Genomic DNA, 16,650 nt, shown 5'->3' with positions numbered 1-16,650 from the left:
GGCATTTTGGCTAACTGATTTTTTGTTTGCTCTATGCCAGAAAACTCGCAGGATAATGGCAGGTATAAAAATAATGACTCAGAGATATACCCCTGAACAAGCTGAACGTATGAAAAAACGTCGCTATTGGTTTTATGTCGATGGACAGCGTTTTAGTAGTGCCAAAGCAGTAAATGATTATCTTGGCGAGAGTTTATGTCACGCAGCATGGCGAGCTGATCTTATCGCAGCTTCTGGTGGCGAGAATATGCAAATTGGGGATCGTACAGTACCAGTAAAACGCGGAGGGCACACAATTGTTCTGGAGCGCCGTGAAGACTTAATTGATAAGTCTGTTCGTGACTATAACGCAGCTCGGAAAAAGCTTCTCAGTGTAGCCTGGAGTGCAGAAGAGCTCGATAACTTAGGTAATGGACAGTTGTATTCAGAGTATAAGGCTGAGCTTGCACGTCAACGTCTGGATACACCTCATTTTGAAAAACAGGAAATAAAATATACCCAAGTGAAAATTCGTCCAGCACAAGGGGTCTTTCGCGCTCGGGTTATGACTAACTGGGACAATCGTTGTGCTATTACAGGGACAGGGTTAGCGTTGGAAGCGGCACACATTATCAGCCATGCAAGTGGAGGAGCACCGACCGTTGAAAATGGCTTGTGCCTGGCAGCTGATTTACACACTCTGATGGACCGGGGTCATTTATTGATTGATGGAAATGTAGTGCGATTGTCCGACGAAGCAAAAGAAGAACCGCGTTATTCAGGCCTTGATGGCACAGTGTTGCGTAAGCCTCGCCGACCGGTAGTTTTTCCGGATTCGCAATGATTTTGTCATCCGGATATCGGGTGGTACTTTTGGAATTACCCGGTATAGCTGGAAATTTTGATGCCACTGGCATCACCCTTTTTCCTATTAATTGGTGTTGAATTGAGAGGTATTGATGTGATGCCAGTGGCATCAACACGGTTTCCATATCGATGTCGTGTACCCGTATAGTTTAAATTATTTCGCTTTTAGGTACTAAAAGTACCTGTATTGTCATTTTTTTAAACTATGCAGCTGAAAAGCGTGAAAGCATCGGCTTTTACAGCCTGTAGGCTGTAATGTCTAAAAACAGCCTGCAGGCTGTAAAAACATCAAAAATGGAGTACTGCTTATCCATTAACTCATACTGACAACGCCGGGCATCCCAAATTAAGCATCTGGAAATATGTCGATGAAATGCATTTCTTTAAACATATGGCCGAAATATGTTTATGGCATCGACATGTTCCGACCATATGTCGATAAAAACGGTTTTTATAAACATATGGGCAGAAATCAATAAAGCCGTCACAACATCAGCCACTCCCCAGACACTGTGCCCGGATCTCCGCAACTAACTTACTGATATCTCGTTTTTTACGCGGTTCTGCCGGTATTTCCGGCTCTGAAACCGCAGGCGGCACAAACTCTGGCACCGCAGGTTTATCCCGCCGATACTGATTAAACTCGCCGTCCTGCGCCTTGCGCAACGTTGCCAGCAGGTAGGCGAGCGGGTTTTGCACGCCGCCGCGAGCGATGCGCCGGGCTGCATCATCGAGCACGTCCTGACGCAATGCGGATGGCATGTTCTTCATCGCTTGCAGGACAAGCTGTTTTTCGGGATGCGTCAGTGGGATTTCTGGCGGCCAGTTCGGCGGTGAGTTGTTCGCGCGCGCGGTAGTACTATTACAAATATCTGTAGATACAGTACGTACAGAAGCCTGGTCCTGATTTGAGACTAAGCCGCCAGGCCCCGGTTTCCGGCTTAGTCCCGATTCGGTACCAAGTAAAATTCCACCCGGTACCGTATTGAGACCGGGCGTTTTGGGCTTAGTCTCCTCAGAGGACTGGCGTTGTTGCCAGCGGGCACGTTCTTCCAGCAGATCAATGCGTGATGATAAGTAGCGCAGGCTGGTATCCTGGCGAATGTCATACAAAATGCCTTGCGCGGTGGCGCGGATGGTTTTGTTCTCGTGCCGCGAGCACTGCTCCAGCAAATGCAGGTAGCTGGCATCAAAACGCACGGCGTCCAGGACGGTGAGCGGTTCATCGTGCAGAGCGTAGATATTGCCCAGAATACGCCCGGAAACGCGGTCCCGCGCTTTGTGGCACAGGCTTAGCCAGCGCGTCAGGCGCAGCATCAGTAATGCCCGGCTGACGGTGCTGCGCGAGGCTTTTTCGTCCAATGGGCGGTTAGAGAGCTGTACCTGCAATTCGCTGTAGGAGGGGAACACCGCGCCGCCGTTCTCCTGCGCCTGCATCCGAATCACCTGCCAGGCGAATTTATCCCTGGGCGATAACAGCGAATCCTGCAATAAGCGACGCGGAACCGTGTCATGCGCGTTGCCCATAAACAACAGACTGTCAGAGGCTGAAGAAGGATCCTTCTGCATTCGCTGCTGGAGCTTGTTGCCGGTCGTGGCGATCAGCGCCTGAATGTACGGTGTCATGATATTCCCCATCGGTTATTCAGCTCGTTTCCCACTGCCGGATCAGGTTCCAGACCACCGTCAGCGAGAGCGAACGTTCCTGAGCCAGCAGCATCATGGCTTCCAGTGCTGGAATCGAGTCGATGTTATCGACCTTAATTTCCTGCCAGCGTTTCCAGAGCGCGGCTTCTTCCTCTTCGCCGGGAACCTGGTTGCGCCCCTGACGAACGTGGATCCCCAGTAATCGACGGCGGGCGCTGATTTCAGCGGTTGAGATGCCGAAATAGTGGCTAATCAGGGCGATGGAACCGCCCAGTTGTACCGCCTGGCTGACAATCTGCTGAAATTTTTGTTCCTGCCGTACCTGGACCAGCATTTTGCGCAGCACGTCATGGTTGATGGTGATTTTCAGAAACTGCGCTGAGGTATTGCCCAGATGCATCAGCTCTTCAAAGGTCAGAGAGTTCAGTTCATTCAGCTCCTCGCGGTCAAAGCCCAGCGCTTCGCAATAGCGCACGTTGCCGTCCTTCAGGGCCTGTATCACCTGTGACAAAACGGCCTGGTTAATCGTCGGCAGCATGTTGTGCCTCCTGCTGTAATTCTCTGATCCGGCGGACAATACGGATCAGCCGGAATGCTTTAATAAGAAACAGATCGCTGAAGAAGAAACCGCCCGTATCGCGTTGAATAAACAGGGCGGGTGTCAGTGCGGCGGACAAATCTTCTGTCAGTGGGATACCATTGAGTGTCGCCAGCAGTGCCCAGCAGGCGCGGGACTGTGGCCGGAAATACATAGGGTGATCAGAAGCGAGCGTATTGAGTCGGTAGCCAACGCCGTCGTCATCGTTATCCGCGATCACCCGATCTTCGATACCGCAACACTCCGCCAGATCCCATGCCAGCCGATCGCTTATCGACTGTAAGGCTTCGGTTGAGTCAAAGAGCGGTGAAATACGCCAGATATCCGTAATGGGTTCATTGCCTTCGCACAGTGGCGAGGCATCTGGCATTGACTCCGGCGGTGGAATAACCGTTCCCCCACGCGTTTCACCTTCGTCCGCTTTGCGCCTGCGCGCAACAGGGCGTGGTTCGGGTTCCTCGGGAGGGATATAAGGCGGCGGCTCCGGCGTGGGGCCGAGTACGGCCTGACGCTTCTGCTCTGAAGGATCGACGTCCAGCAACAGCAGGTTGTAATCAACATTTAGCGCCTGGCTCATCAGCCCCAGCAGTTCATCCTGTACTCGTTCAATGAAGAAGTCTTCAGGCTGATCGTTGAACAGCGACAGCGCAGAGGAAAAGAGACTCTCAAAGGAACCGGTGTCCCCGGTGGCATGGCGTTGCCAGATTTGCAGCGCCGCTGCCCGCAGGGACAGCAGTTTTTCCACCTGCGGGCGACCCATCCCGGCGTACAGCACTTCGGGGATGCAGGGCAGCAGATATTCCAGCGCCTGCTCCATCCGGCTGATATGCGACTGGTGGATCGGGTAGCCATCGTTTCTCAGGTGCTCTGCCAGTTCCCGCTGCGAGAGCTGGCACTCTTCCACCTGCTGGTACAGCTCCCGCGCTTTGTTGATCCCCAGCGCTCGCTCGATAAAGCTGAGTTTGCCGTGCAGATCGTTCTCCGCCAGATGGCCGATCAGGCAGCGCAGTTCGCCCAGCACGGGCTGCTCGGACGTTCCGCCCCATGGTTTGAACAGGCAATGAATGCGCCAGAACCGTTCATCATGCGTTTCGCGCCACAGCTCATTAAGGATCGACAGGCGCGTATTGCCGCCGTTGGCGATGATGTAGTAGTCCTGATCGGGACGACGGGTGATCGGCGGCGGCGTGTCCAGCCCACGCTGGCGGATCGAGGCTTTGATATCGTCGTAATTGGGATTGCGCATTAGTCGCGGATTGAGATCGTAAGGGCGGAGCTGCTCCAGCGTCACGACCATAGCGGTTTCCGTCAGCGGTTCGGCAAAGCGATCATCAGGTGAGCGTTCCCGATCAAAATTACCCTGTAGCAGGCGGGACTGAAGCTCCAGTGACGTCAGTTTCGTGTTCATGACGCGCCTCCCCGTAGGGCGAGCGATTCAAAGCGAGTCTGATCGCTGATAAATCGCGTGCGCACCGTGCCGACCGGGCCATTGCGCTGTTTACTGACGATAACTTCAGCAATGCCCCGATCCAGCGTGTTGGGATCGTACAGTTCGTCGCGATAGAGGAATAAGATGACGTCGGCATCCTGTTCGATAGAACCGGAATCACGCAGATCGGCATTGCAGGGGCGTTTGTTAAGGCGTGATTCCAGCGCCCGGTTAAGCTGCGACAGCGCCAGTACCGGGCAACTCAGCTCTTTTGCCAGCGCCTTAAGCGAACGGGAGATCGTCGAGATCTCCTGATTGCGGTTTTCCGCGCCGCCACTGCGCATCAGTTGCAGGTAGTCGATGACGATCAGCGAAGGGAGTCCATACTGGCGCAGCGATCGTCTGGCGCGACTGCGCAGAATAGAAGGGGTGAGGATCCCGGAGTCGTCGATCAGCAGGCGATCTTTCCATTCTGTCATCAGGATGTTGGCGCTGATGCCGATCTGTTGCCAGTCATCATCACTCAGATCGCCGCTACGAAGCCGGGTTTGTGAGACGCGCCCAAGCAAAGAAACCAGTCGGAGCAATAACTGCTCCGCCGACATTTCCATACTGTAGATTTGCACTGGCTGGGTGGGGAGCTGCATCAGCGCGTTGACGCACAGCGTCAGGGCGAAAGCGGTTTTACCCACGGCAGGACGTGCGGCGGCAATAATCAGATCGGCAGGCTGGAAGCCGCAGGTCAGCGCATCGAGCTGTTCCAGCCCGGAGGGCGTTCCGCTGAGGCTGCCACGTTCAGCCTCGTAGCGTTGAGCGATGCTTGCCAGCACGTTGTCAAAGCAGGCGCTGATATCGGTCAAGCCACCGTCCTGATGCGACTGGGCAATGGCAAACAGCTTTTGCTCGGCGAAGGCCAGCACATCGGCCACATTGTTGCGCGGCTGGCCTGCCATATCGCTCAGCTCATTGCCCAGAAGCAGAAGCTGGCGCAGTTCACCGTAGCTGGCGATGTATTGCGCGTAGGGAATGATATTGGCGGCGCTTGGCGTGTTTTTGGAGAGTTCTGCCAGATAGGCGAAACCGCCTACCTGTTTGAGCCGTTCCTGCTGTTCCAGCGATTCGCTCAGGGTGATCAGATCGATAGGGTTTCCCTGTTCGATCAGGGTTTGTATATGGCTATAGATAGTGCGATGCGCGGAGATAAAGAAATCCTGCGCGGAAATCTGCGTGGCGACGTCATCCCAGCGATCGTTATCCAGCATCAGGCCGCCGAGCACCGATTGTTCCGCTTCGACGGAGTGGGGCGGTTGTGGCCGTTTGCGCTTATTCATCGCGATTTCCCTCCTGACAGGCCAGAAAGGCTTCCCACAGTCGGGTTTGCTGATGCGGTGGCAGCAGCAATAGCGGTAAATCGCTGGAGTAGAGTGGTTTATTACGGGACCAGCCGATTTCAAACAGCGGCCAGTCTCTTGGGGCAGTCTCCGAGCCGGAGTTATCACGTAGCTCGTCTTCATCCTCCAGGTTGTAGCAGTCCACTTTTTCCAGTGGGATATGCCAGAGTAGCGACATTAACACTGGCAGGGTTTCGCGCGCCTCTTCACGGTCGGCGGCTTCAAAGTACACGAGTACTTCATCATCTTTCTCAAAGGGGCGTTGGGCGTAATAAGAGCAAAATGCCCGCCAGATTTTCCGTTTCATGCGATGCCCTCCCTATTCAGGGATGGCAGAGCGATAAGCTGCGGGAACAGCTCCTCGGCCAGCGAGCGCATGGTTTCAGCAGCACAGGGGGTTGTGCGTCCTTTCGGTCTGGCGGCATCCAGCCGATGCACCGGCATGCCCAGCGACGCCGCTCGGCGGTAAGCCACGCTGGCGTAAACCGGGGTCATCAGGATGTCGGTAGGAACCAGCAGCTCCTGCTCCTGTTGTTTATGCTGCAATACCTGGAGCAGGTTGTGGTGGATCTCGCGAGCGTCGTTGGTGTGGTCGAGTTTATTAATCACGGCCTTCAGCGGCGGTAATGGGATGCCGTAGCGGGTAAAGGGCTGGAGATCCTGATACATTTGCAGCGTACCGCGCAGGAACTCGCGTGCAGAGAGCATTTCCGGCAGCACCGGAGAAATCACCAGATCGCTTGCCAGCAGGACCATTTCCAGCGCGATGGTGCGTGCGCCGATGGTATCGATCAGGATGATGTCGTAGCCGGGGATCTGGCGTACCAGATGGCGCAGGCGGATCACGCCGTCCGGCGCGGCCTGAAGCAGGTTCATCAGTTCGCCGCGCGGATCGTTGGAAATGATGATATCCAGGCCGGGAATGGCGGTATGTGAGACGATCATCGCGGGATCCAGCTCATTATGTGCAATAAACTCGTAGATCCCGCCGGGAGCCTCGTAGTCGAGAGGGTAGTAGCTGCTGAGGGTTGGCTGACGGATATCGGCGTCAATCATCAGGACTTTTAGTCCCTGATCGGCGAGCCAGCCGCCAAGATTGGCGGTATCCGTGGTTTTCGCTACGCCGCCTTTGGTAGAGAGGATCGCGGCGATGAGCGTGGATAAAACAGGGGGATTTGCGTGTTTCATAACCAGTGCCTTTCTTGTTGACTTTAAAAGGCCTTAATGAAAAACGCTGACTTATGAATTAGTTATCTTATCTGCTTGTTTTTGATTCAAAATCAACCGTAGAAATACGTGCCGGTTCGAGTCCGGCCTTCAACTTTAACAACAATACAGTCCATATAAACAATGAGATACAGCGCATCCAGTTGCCGATTTTGCCATTCAGTAACCTGCTCTTTTACGGCATCGGTGACTTTAGATATCAGCGTAGGTGATACATCTGCGTCGTACATTTCTTTGAGGGTGGTGACGATTTCGCGGGTAGTCATGCCTTTGGCGTAGAGGGATAAAATCTGGCTATCCATCTGCGTGATACGCGTCTGGTGCTTCTTAATCAGCTGTGGTTCGAAGGTGTTTTCACGATCGCGCGGCGTATTCAGTTCTATCTCGCCGTCATCGCACAGCAACGTTTTTGATAAATAGCCATTGCGGGTGTTTGAGCCTGTTTTGGGCGCATTTTTCTCATGCCCGAGATGGTCAGTCAATTCCGCATTGAGTGCCGCTTCGACGGTTAATTCCGTCAGCATACGGAAAAACTGATTGAGGTCGGCTTCGGTTTTAAGGCCTTTAGCCAGTTAAGCAGCGAGCGCTTTGAGTCTCTTTTCGTCCATAATTTGCCGGTCTCCGTTGTTGGAGTGAACATATCAAAAACAGGCAATTACACAATTTTAATCACAGCCTCCATCGTGCGGATATTGATAAAATTTTCTACTACAGTTAAATATGATTTACATCACAGTTCCTTTCAAATAATTAAGACTAGACTATAAGTCTCCTGCCTTAATAGATATCTGTATGAAAAGGAATTTATATGAAAATGCTATTGCTAAGCGAGCTACGTCCTGCAGACGTATTGCTTTTCTCGCCTGAAAAAAAAAGTTTTATTTCATGGGCCATCACTTTCTTAACCGATGCTCCTGTCAGCCATGCTGCACTTTATTTTAATGAGGCACCCCCCACTATTATTGAAGAAACGCCGCCGCAGGTTTCTGAAAGCTCAGCACAAAAACGTTTTCATGGCCGCACCATCTATGTTTATCGCCATACCAGCACCTCGCCGCTTAATCCGGTTATTAATGCCGCCAGACGACACCTGAATAATCAGGAGCCTTACGATCACGCCGGGCTCTATATGGTTGGCCTGCTGCTGATGTATAAGAAATTCTCCATTAGCAGCCAGAAACAACAGGTGATAATCCGAATTCTGAAAAAGCTCACGGCAACCATTACCCACTACATTCAACAGCATCAGACACCGGGTAAACACCCGATGGTGTGCTCGCAGTTCGTCGCCCAATGCTTTGACGACGCGGGTAGCCCATTCCGCCTGCAGTTCCGCCAGACCTCTCTGACAGACTCCGCGTTTGGCGAAACGTTGTTAGATAAAGCAACTAGTTGGATGAAGCAGCATCAGCCGGTTTTCTCCGAATACGATACGGCAAGCGCGCCGGAAACCGCCAGCGATGAAGCGCTGTGCGAAGCATTGCACGATGCCTTTTTGGATAATACAAATCAACCAGCCCCTTCGATGACCGAGGCACTGGCAGAATCTATTTATCAGTTTGCCGAAGCCCATGCTGCACTGATAAATATTGATACCGCAGAAAAAAATTATCACCCGCTGACTGCTCTGCAGGCGAATAATAATATGTTTGTATCTCCGGGTGATTTAATGCGTGCTTACAGTAACTTAGTCCCGGTTGGAATTGTCATCATTTAATTATTATTGGATACCTCTCGTGTTTGTAGATACTTAACGATTATTTTATTATTCAGGAGTATTAATCATTATGGATGAAACACATAGCGACAACCAACAATCACATATTAATGAATCAAGCCAACAGGTTACCTCTACCACAACAACTATTTCAATGACCGAAGCTGCCCCAAGGCTAAGCGCGGCACTGGATAATGCTGGAGAAGTGCCAAGTTTTGCCGATCAGCTTTATGAAAAAATCACCTCGGTTATCGGCGGAAATAACCCTAATCAATTTTTCTGCATGAGCCTTCCCGGCATGCAAATTGATAAAAATCTCTACAGTTACGATATTGAAAACAACCAGCCGAAACCGCCGTTAGTTGAAGCCAACGAATCAAAGCTGGTTAACCGGCTATTTGATGCCTGTACGATGACCGGCTCTGACAATGGCCGTCACCTGCAAACGCAGTATAAAAGCGCGCTGGATATGTTGACGCCGCAGCTGAATGGCAAGCTGTTTGATGCAAAATCAAAGTTGCGTAAAGTTCTGATGACCCCCTATCCGTATAATTTTGGCGACGGGTTAACCACCGGCTTCACGCTTCAGCAGGTCTTCTACCGCTTGTATAGCGAATACGTTGATGCCAAACAGGCCTGGGCCAAAGTTCAGCTAGAGAAAAAAGCCGAGCTGGATGCCAAATACCCCGGCGAAACGAAGGAAACCAATCGCAGCAAACAAAACGACTATCTCGACTGGTATGAGACCACCGCCGAGTCTCAGTTGCTGAAGGTGCAAGAGAAGCTGGGGAAAGTGCTCAACGTTTTCTCACCGGGCGATATGGAGATTATTACCGGGATCCTCGACAGCGGCGCAGGGCGTGAAATTGCCGAGGCCCGGCAAACGCTGGCTAACGTACAAAAGCTCAACCCCGATGGTGGATACGTCTACCCGGTAACGCTGTATCCGGAAAACTGGTTCAACCTACTGGATACGTCGTTCACCCCTATCGACCTGTTAGAAAGCCCTGCGGCGCTGGCGCAGCAGCTCTCCGTGCTGTTGGTGCAGCGCAGCAATTTATCCATGACGATCGACTCGTTCCTGAATATTCTTCCTGACCCGGCGATGCTGAAAGATCTCAAGGATAAGCAGGACGCTGCGAAGAAGGAGCTTACAACGGCTCAAGAGGCAGTCACTAAGGTCTATAGCGCCATCACAAACGATACCCTAAAGCTGGTTGTCGATATTGTTGGGCGCTCCAATGATAAGGACAAAAGCAAAGCGCTTGCGGGTACCACGTCCAGGATCCTCAATGTTGATCCAGAGGTGGCAGGAAAAGTCATTACCGCATTAACAGACAACGCCAGCAAGTGCATGCAGGCACAGGACGAATTAATTCTGGCTGCCCAAAACGCCACCGAAAGCGCAATGAAGTATTTCGAGGCAAAAAACCTGACTCAGTACAAGTCAATGCTCTTACCACTGCAGACACAGCTTAAAAGAACGGAGGACGATATTGCCGCAGTACGGCAACAAATTAGCCTGGCGTCGGTGATGCAGCAGGCCAGCAAGCCAATAGATGGCAGCGATGTCACGCCGAACGCTGTGCCTAACGGTTTCACTCAGGTATTGATTGAGTCAACGATGGCGTCGGTCAGCCAGAAATCTAGTAGCGCCAGCTCGGCCTCTGAGTCCTCGTATCGCTCATCTTTCTTCTTCGGCGGATACAGCAGCAGCCGTTCGCACCGGGAGTCCATAGACAGCCGCGAGTCCGAGACCAGAAATGTCAAAATTCAGATTGGGATGTCAATTGCGAAGGTAAGCATTGGCCGGGAATGGTTTAACCCCGGCGTATTCCTGCTCACCAAAGATATGTACAACACGTCCAGCAAAAAAATCGCCCCGAATCAAAAAGGCAAACCGTTCCAGGAAACGCGTTTTAATGCAATGAACGACTGCGTTTTCCCGTGCTTCCCGGTTGCATTTATCATTGCCCGCGACGTTACCATTAAATTTTCCTCCGACCAGGCAATGTCGAGCAGCTTTGCCCAGAGTGTGGAAGATCACTCTTCGAGCGGCGGCGGCTTCTTTATCTTTGGCGGCAGTTCGTCCTCATCGTCCAGCTCCGCTAGTAGCAACTCGCGCGCAACCTCTTCGGCAAACAGCGTCACCGTACGCTTTACCAGCCCGCAAATTCTTGGCTATTACCTGGAGGCAACGCCGGCGGACGAAAGTATGACCCTCAGCGAAGTGCGCAACGCTAACGGCGACTACATATCAATCCTGGATTTCATTAAAAACTTCCAGTCCATGCTCGACGACTACAACAAAACCTATAACCGGGAGACCCTGCAAATGTACATCCCAAGGAACGAATCCAGTGAGTAACGGAGAAATGACATGGTAATAGGTGAACAGTCTGCCCCTCTAAACCAGAAGTCTGTTCGGGATAAAATTAGCTGGGAGGAGATCGTCACTGCTGCCAGACGGCTACAGATTGAGCCCTGTGCGCTACAGGCAGTTTGTACCGTGGAGTCGTCAGGGCAGGGCTTTCTCCCTTCCGGGAGGCCAAAGATCTTATTTGAGGGACATATTTTCTGGCGTGAGCTGGCAAAACGCCGCTATCAACCCGAGATTCTTGCTGCCAGCTTTCCCTCCATTATTTATCGGCAATGGACGGCGCAGCACTATCTGGGAGGAGAGAAAGAGCATGCGCGTCTGGAGACGGCAATGAGCCTCCACCGTGAAGCCGCGCTCTGCTCTACGTCATGGGGTGCATTCCAGATCATGGGATTTAATTTTGCCTTATGTGGATTTCACTCGGTTGAAGATTTTGTCGCGGCGCAAAGCCGCGGCAATCACGAGCAGTTGGAGGCTTTTTGCCAATTCATGGCGACGAATAATCTCAATTTTTATTTGCAAAATAAAGACTGGGTCAGCTTCGCCAAGCGCTACAACGGCCCGGGATATGCACAAAATCGCTATGATTTAAAAATAACAGACGCCTATCAGAGATGCTTGCAAACTCAGTTAACGAGCTGATGGGATATTTAATCTACCTCACATAAAGCCTCATCTTTTGGGTTGAGGCTTTATATTTTATATAGGGATTCAAAAGATTAGTTCGTAAATCATTTTGTAAGCGTCTCATTTAGAGTCTGACGCTCAGTCCAACTATAGGGCAGGATCGTCTACCGGGGTGGGGTCAGTCCAAGATATACTTTTTTATAACAACTTTATAAATTAAACAAATCTGCCATAGTGACAGATTTGTTTAATTTATAATTAGAGATTTGCAACGTTATGATATACTTTTTGAACATCATCATCATCTTCAAGGGCATCAATAAGTCCTTCAAAGATTTCTAAATCTTCTGGTGAAAGTTCAACTTCTGATTGAGCAATCATTTCTAATTCTGTTGTTGAGAATTCAGTAATTCCAACTGCTTTTAGAGCTGCAATTCCTTTGTGTAGATCTGTAGATTCAGTATAAATAACGATGTTTCCTTCTTCTTCGGTTACATCACGAACATCAACTTCAGCATCAATCAAAATTTCAAAAATATGGTCAGGGTCTGTTCCTTCAAATACAATTACTCCAGTATTGTCAAACATATAGCTGACAGCACCTGCCGCTCCGATATTCCCGCCTTTTTTATTGAAAATTGTGCGGATATTAGCAATCGTGCGGTTAACATTAGAAGTCAACGTTTCAGCGATAACCATTGAACCATTTGGTCCAAAGCCTTCATAGCGCCCTTGCACGAACGTTTCATCTCCGCCACCTTTGGCTTTATCAATGGCTTTATCAATAACGTGTTTTGGAACTTGTGCTTGTTTCGCACGTTCAATAACGAATTTTAAAGATGAGTTTGATTCTGGGTCTGGTTCACCTTGTTTAGCAGCAGCATATATTTCTACACCGAATTTTGCATATACTTTAGACGTTGCACCGTCTTTAGCCGTTTTTTTAGCAACAATATTGGCCCATTTACGTCCCACTGGAAACATCTCCTCAAAAATTCATTTACATTACGGGCAGGTTAATAACCTACATGTTCTCCATCTTATTATATCATAATATATAAATTCTCGTCTATGAGAAATAAAAATATCCGGATTTTACGGGGGATTGCTTTAATTTTAACAATGATTAATATTGTGGATAAACCATTTCCTAATTTTCTTCTGGTTCTTTTTTATTCTTAAAAATTGAATCGCAGCAATAACGCATAAGAAAAGAGAAACGAAAGGGATAATCCAGGCACTGCTAGCGCGATAGGCTATCATGCGCAACGCCTTATTGATGGAGTTTTTGCTCATCATGTTAGATGCCTCGCTTGCACGTCTTGCGGCATATCGTGGTGGAAGCTTAATGGTGAAATTAAAACGATATATTCCAGCCTTGAGCAGCGTTAATTTGTTGAATACTTTTAAATGGAGGTATACCCCTTGTAGGCTATACCTCCTGCACCACTTTATCGCGCGATTAACGCAAATATGCCCCAGCCAAAGTATTCCCGCGTCCAGGTGACGTGACGTTTGGGCGCTACCGTCAGTTCAGTTCGAACCTCTTGCGCAAACTCATCATCAGGGTTTTCCTCCAGCCAGCGGCGCATGGTCATCCACTTCGCGGCTTCATATCTGTCCCAGCCTTGCTGATCTGCCAGCACCATTTCCACCACGTCATAGTCGAGTTGGTCGAAAAAGGCGACAAGCTCGGGCAGGGGGCGAAAATCGGCGACGGATGAGACGCCACAGGCATGAGCGCTCTCTTCCGTTTCGGGGACCTGACGCCAGTACGGTTCACCGATGAGAATGATCCCGCCAGGCTTGAGGCTTTTGGTCAGCAGATCTATTGTCCCCGCGACACCGCCCGCAATCCAGGTAGCGCCTATGCAGGCCGCCACGTCATATTTTTCCTCATCAATGTAACCGGCCGCGTCGTTATGAATAAAATGTACGAATTCGCTGACGCCGAGTTCTTCTGCACGTTGCTTTGCCTGTGTGGTGAAGAGCGGGCTTATGTCAATGCCAGTACCAGTAACACCGTAATCGCGAGCCCAGGTGCAGAGCATCTCACCCGAGCCGCTACCGAGATCGAGAATCCGCATGCCTGGCTTCATGCGTAACACATGGCCCAGTGTGGCGTACTTTTCTGGTGTAAACGGGTTATGGATACGGTGTTCGCTTTCGCTAATGGTAAAAATACGTGGGATATCCATTGGTTTATTCCTTTTACTGAGGGAGATTCTCTCAGTGGGAGTTGTTTTTTCAGCCAGCAGCGCAAACAGCTTGCCTGCAAAAGTCTCGCCGACTGGCCAGGTGTGACTGTCCGGACGCTGCAACACAGTGAAACCAGCGTCACCAAGCAGGCTGATACATTCATCATCGCGCCAGGCCTTCATTTGGCTACCGAAACGGGTGGTACCGCCGTTTTCCGCTATCGCCCAGAACTGCGTTGAGCTGGTTTGGGCCTCTTCATCCCAGGCATTTTCCGTTAACAGCAGATGAGGCTCGGCAAGGAACAGACCGTGCGGGCAACGCTGCCAGCTTGCTTGCGCCATGCCCTGGCGTTTAACTTCATCGAAGGTATGAACTTCCACGAGCAGTTTGCCGCCCGGTTTCAACCACTGTGCGCAATGACTGATGAGGCTTTGCGCATCAGTAGCGCTAAAGACATTCAGTTCCCCAAACGTCATCATGATGAAATCGAAGGGTTCCGTGGGGTGATATGTACGAATATCCTGCTGAATATAGTCAATATTCAGATCTGCGGCCTGCGCCCGCTGGCGAGCCCATTTGATGGATGCCGGTGAGAAATCTACGCCTGTGCAGTGAAACCCGCGCTCCGCTAACAGGCGGGTATAAAAACCGGGGCCACAGCCGAGATCCAGAATGCAGGCGCCAGCAGGTAACTGACGGGTAATCCATGTTACCTGCTGCTCAATCACGGTTAGCCGGCGGCTGGCCCAGTCGTGGTCCTGCGATAGATGATTTTCCAGCATGCGTTGGCTGAAGGCCGGCTCATCCCAGGGGATTTTGCCTTCATCGGGTAATAGCCGAATGCGATGCGTTGCAAAAATAACGGCGCTGATATCCATCATCATCTCCTTAGCGATTGTCAGGCTGGGCGCGAACGTTGTTCAGCCCGGTCGTATTAATGCGGTAGGGCTGACCGTTAACGGATTTGATCAGCTTTTTGGTTTTGAGTTTTTTGAATACAGCGAGCGTGCAATCGGCGAGCAACAGCCCTTCGCGGCTATAGCACTCAACGGCGGTGACGCGGCCTGACGCATCGCGGATGTGTGTAATGCGTCCGCCTTTGGCGAGAACGTGTAAGGTACGTTGTTCCTGACGGGATAAATTCATACTGAAGAACCTGTTTAATCATCATATGCAAAACGTGCAAACACACTGCGGTGTCCGCATTCGATTTCGGCGCATTGATAATCAGTCCGGCCTGAAAAGGTCGGGAAACTGATTATCGGATGATGACATTCTCCAGCATCAAAGCCTCGGGTTGAGTTGAAAAGTATTTACGTAGTGAATGATAACACCTGATTTCTGTCAGTGAATAACCTGGAGTGAAAAGTGTGATCCGAAGGGAGGATCATGGCGTTTAGCGTGCCAGTTAAATAGATCCCGCCGCTACCATAATGAATATTGATTAAACTCATATACCCGATAATGGCCGCTTTGATAGTCTCGACGTATCTCTTTAGTCGTTGACAGGATTGTAGCGTTGGAAATCTTTTTTTAACCATCTGAAAAATATCACTTAAATATTTTTCATACACAAACATTTATGGTCCGCTGAGTACGGGCCGATTTTGTATGGGTTAAAAAAGGTACGTTATGAAAGTCATATGGACTGTCACTCCTGTGGGGTATCAGCGCATAGCGAAACGTTGCCCTTCATGCAGCGTAAAACGGGACTTCACGCCTTCTGGGGCATTTCGGGTTAATTCGCAAAAGAAGGTACTCGATGTCTGGAGTATCTATAAATGCACACACTGCGATTACACCTGGAATATCTCCTTGTTCTCGCGCCTGCCAGTCAACAAAATTAACCGCGATCTTTATTGCCTACTGATGGCGAATGATGCTGCCACGGTGCAATATTTTGCTTATGACAGCGCGATCCTGAAGCGAAACAATGCTGAATTATCGGGGCAGCCTGATTTTCACATTCAGGAACGGTGGCTGGTCAGTATCGCCTCCCACAAGCAGGTCAGTGTTAGCGTCAGGATTTCCCGTTCTTTTCAGGTCAGCCTGCAGTCGATTTTGAAGAAGCAACTCATGTTAAGCGCTGCCGAAATCAAGAGACGGATTGAAACTGGGCAAATAAGTGGCGTTACGATGAAAATGCTTAAATCGCGAAAACGGAAGAACGAGAAATATGATTTGCAGCTCTCTGCGGAAACACTGTATGACCGGCGAAGGATTGTTCTGATCCGTCGATAAAAATAATAAGCTCACCTTAAGTTTTAGTGTGCTGGTATGGCAACGAGGCAATGGAATGAAAGAAGAACTCATGGACAGGTGAGCTTTAGTTTCAAATTCACAAAGTGAATAAATATTGTATACGATGCCAGTTCAGGCATGAGGGAGGCATGGGGCAATATTATCGATAAAGATGAGGTAGACGAATTTTCTGGCGCGCTTTAAGCATTGCATAGCAGCTTCTATCTTCCGTTTAAGATGAGGCAAGGCATGAGTGTCTGGTTCGCTCGCATGTATGAAGCGAAGGGCGGGTAAAAAGGCCCGCCTTCGCTTGCGGAGCACCTTGATAAGGGTGCTCCGCAAGGTAAG

The 16,650-nt window shown here is 50.4% G+C and carries 14 protein-coding genes and 1 pseudogene; 5 read left to right on the top strand and 10 right to left on the bottom strand.

Translation table 11 applies throughout. The features are described 5' to 3' along the window. The first annotated feature begins 55 nt into the window (after window positions 1-55). The gene (locus AC3G3F_RS01655; protein ID WP_488394303.1) at window positions 56-823 is read left to right on the top strand and encodes an HNH endonuclease; all 768 of its coding nucleotides are present in this window, start codon (window positions 56-58) and stop codon (window positions 821-823) included. 515 nt (window positions 824-1,338) lie between these two features. Here AC3G3F_RS01655 and AC3G3F_RS01650 read toward each other — a convergent pair. The 7 genes and pseudogenes from AC3G3F_RS01650 to AC3G3F_RS01620 all read right to left on the bottom strand — a co-directional run. Further along, complete coding sequence (locus AC3G3F_RS01650; RefSeq protein WP_488394302.1) at window positions 1,339-2,472, bottom strand: STY4528 family pathogenicity island replication protein; 1,134 nt, start codon at window positions 2,470-2,472, stop codon at window positions 1,339-1,341. Window positions 2,473-2,491: 19 nt separating this feature from the next. Beyond that, window positions 2,492-3,031, bottom strand: coding sequence for a DUF2857 domain-containing protein (locus AC3G3F_RS01645; RefSeq protein ID WP_488394301.1), 540 nt, complete (start codon window positions 3,029-3,031; stop codon window positions 2,492-2,494). Next, window positions 3,015-4,499, bottom strand: a complete 1,485-nt coding sequence (locus AC3G3F_RS01640; protein ID WP_488394300.1) for a ParB family protein — start codon at window positions 4,497-4,499, stop codon at window positions 3,015-3,017. The genes AC3G3F_RS01645 and AC3G3F_RS01640 overlap by 17 nt, the downstream gene beginning before the upstream one ends. Continuing rightward, window positions 4,496-5,851, bottom strand: a complete 1,356-nt coding sequence (gene dnaB, locus AC3G3F_RS01635; RefSeq protein WP_488394299.1) for a replicative DNA helicase — start codon at window positions 5,849-5,851, stop codon at window positions 4,496-4,498. The genes AC3G3F_RS01640 and dnaB overlap by 4 nt, the downstream gene beginning before the upstream one ends. Continuing rightward, window positions 5,844-6,218 carry a hypothetical protein gene (locus AC3G3F_RS01630; RefSeq protein WP_488394298.1) on the bottom strand — a complete coding sequence of 125 codons (375 nt, stop codon included), beginning with the start codon at window positions 6,216-6,218 and terminating at the stop codon, window positions 5,844-5,846. The genes dnaB and AC3G3F_RS01630 overlap by 8 nt, the downstream gene beginning before the upstream one ends. Continuing rightward, window positions 6,215-7,099 (bottom strand): ParA family protein, encoded by an 885-nt coding sequence (locus AC3G3F_RS01625; protein ID WP_488394297.1) that lies wholly within the window; start codon window positions 7,097-7,099, stop codon window positions 6,215-6,217. Before AC3G3F_RS01625 ends, AC3G3F_RS01630 begins: the two co-directional genes overlap by 4 nt. Window positions 7,100-7,230: 131 nt before the next feature. After that, a pseudogene (locus AC3G3F_RS01620) lies at window positions 7,231-7,710 on the bottom strand (transposase); the annotation flags it as partial. Window positions 7,711-7,946: 236 nt separating this feature from the next. On the opposite strand from AC3G3F_RS01620, the gene AC3G3F_RS01615 reads away from it, so the two are divergent. From AC3G3F_RS01615 to AC3G3F_RS01605, 3 genes are all read left to right on the top strand, one after another. Then, the gene (locus tag AC3G3F_RS01615) at window positions 7,947-8,855 is read left to right on the top strand and encodes a hypothetical protein (protein ID WP_053529544.1); all 909 of its coding nucleotides are present in this window, start codon (window positions 7,947-7,949) and stop codon (window positions 8,853-8,855) included. A 70-nt stretch (window positions 8,856-8,925) separates the two neighbouring features. Further along, a complete protein-coding gene (locus AC3G3F_RS01610; protein WP_053529543.1) occupies window positions 8,926-11,223 on the top strand; it encodes a hypothetical protein in 2,298 nt (765 codons plus the stop codon). 12 nt (window positions 11,224-11,235) lie between these two features. Further along, window positions 11,236-11,877, top strand: coding sequence for an N-acetylmuramidase family protein (locus AC3G3F_RS01605; RefSeq protein ID WP_023247573.1), 642 nt, complete (start codon window positions 11,236-11,238; stop codon window positions 11,875-11,877). Window positions 11,878-12,120: 243 nt separating this feature from the next. On the opposite strand, the gene AC3G3F_RS01600 is transcribed toward AC3G3F_RS01605, so the two are convergent. The 3 genes from AC3G3F_RS01600 to AC3G3F_RS01590 form a co-directional block, all read right to left on the bottom strand. After that, the gene (locus AC3G3F_RS01600; protein WP_023247572.1) at window positions 12,121-12,837 is read right to left on the bottom strand and encodes a YebC/PmpR family DNA-binding transcriptional regulator; all 717 of its coding nucleotides are present in this window, start codon (window positions 12,835-12,837) and stop codon (window positions 12,121-12,123) included. 476 nt (window positions 12,838-13,313) lie between these two features. Continuing rightward, entirely contained in the window at window positions 13,314-14,945 is a 1,632-nt protein-coding gene (locus tag AC3G3F_RS01595) for a class I SAM-dependent methyltransferase (protein WP_077944389.1), read from the bottom strand. Window positions 14,946-14,949: 4 nt separating this feature from the next. Further along, complete coding sequence (locus tag AC3G3F_RS01590; protein WP_001054380.1) at window positions 14,950-15,207, bottom strand: YjhX family toxin; 258 nt, start codon at window positions 15,205-15,207, stop codon at window positions 14,950-14,952. A 486-nt stretch (window positions 15,208-15,693) separates the two neighbouring features. Between AC3G3F_RS01590 and AC3G3F_RS01585 the strand changes: the two genes are divergently transcribed. After that, complete coding sequence (locus AC3G3F_RS01585) at window positions 15,694-16,302, top strand: DUF1062 domain-containing protein (RefSeq protein WP_053507648.1); 609 nt, start codon at window positions 15,694-15,696, stop codon at window positions 16,300-16,302. The last annotated feature ends 348 nt before the right edge of the window (window positions 16,303-16,650 follow it).

It is taken from the genome of Salmonella sp. FC25216, assembly GCF_057751355.1.
The sequence above is the reverse complement of the archived record's forward strand: the minus strand, read 5'-3'. Positions and strand labels throughout refer to the sequence as shown.

Excerpts from the sequence above, each read along its gene's own strand:
- AC3G3F_RS01655 (WP_488394303.1), top strand. The coding sequence starts at position 56 with ATGGCAGGTATAAAAATAATGACTCAGAGATATACCCCTGAACAAGCT.
- AC3G3F_RS01650 (WP_488394302.1), bottom strand. The coding sequence starts at position 2,472 with ATGACACCGTACATTCAGGCGCTGATCGCCACGACCGGCAACAAGCTC.
- AC3G3F_RS01645 (WP_488394301.1), bottom strand. The coding sequence starts at position 3,031 with ATGCTGCCGACGATTAACCAGGCCGTTTTGTCACAGGTGATACAGGCC.
- AC3G3F_RS01640 (WP_488394300.1), bottom strand. The coding sequence starts at position 4,499 with ATGAACACGAAACTGACGTCACTGGAGCTTCAGTCCCGCCTGCTACAG.
- dnaB (WP_488394299.1), bottom strand. The coding sequence starts at position 5,851 with ATGAATAAGCGCAAACGGCCACAACCGCCCCACTCCGTCGAAGCGGAA.
- AC3G3F_RS01630 (WP_488394298.1), bottom strand. The coding sequence starts at position 6,218 with ATGAAACGGAAAATCTGGCGGGCATTTTGCTCTTATTACGCCCAACGC.
- AC3G3F_RS01625 (WP_488394297.1), bottom strand. The coding sequence starts at position 7,099 with ATGAAACACGCAAATCCCCCTGTTTTATCCACGCTCATCGCCGCGATC.
- AC3G3F_RS01615 (WP_053529544.1), top strand. The coding sequence starts at position 7,947 with ATGAAAATGCTATTGCTAAGCGAGCTACGTCCTGCAGACGTATTGCTT.
- AC3G3F_RS01610 (WP_053529543.1), top strand. The coding sequence starts at position 8,926 with ATGGATGAAACACATAGCGACAACCAACAATCACATATTAATGAATCA.
- AC3G3F_RS01605 (WP_023247573.1), top strand. The coding sequence starts at position 11,236 with ATGGTAATAGGTGAACAGTCTGCCCCTCTAAACCAGAAGTCTGTTCGG.
- AC3G3F_RS01595 (WP_077944389.1), bottom strand. The coding sequence starts at position 14,945 with ATGATGATGGATATCAGCGCCGTTATTTTTGCAACGCATCGCATTCGG.
- AC3G3F_RS01590 (WP_001054380.1), bottom strand. The coding sequence starts at position 15,207 with ATGAATTTATCCCGTCAGGAACAACGTACCTTACACGTTCTCGCCAAA.
- AC3G3F_RS01585 (WP_053507648.1), top strand. The coding sequence starts at position 15,694 with ATGAAAGTCATATGGACTGTCACTCCTGTGGGGTATCAGCGCATAGCG.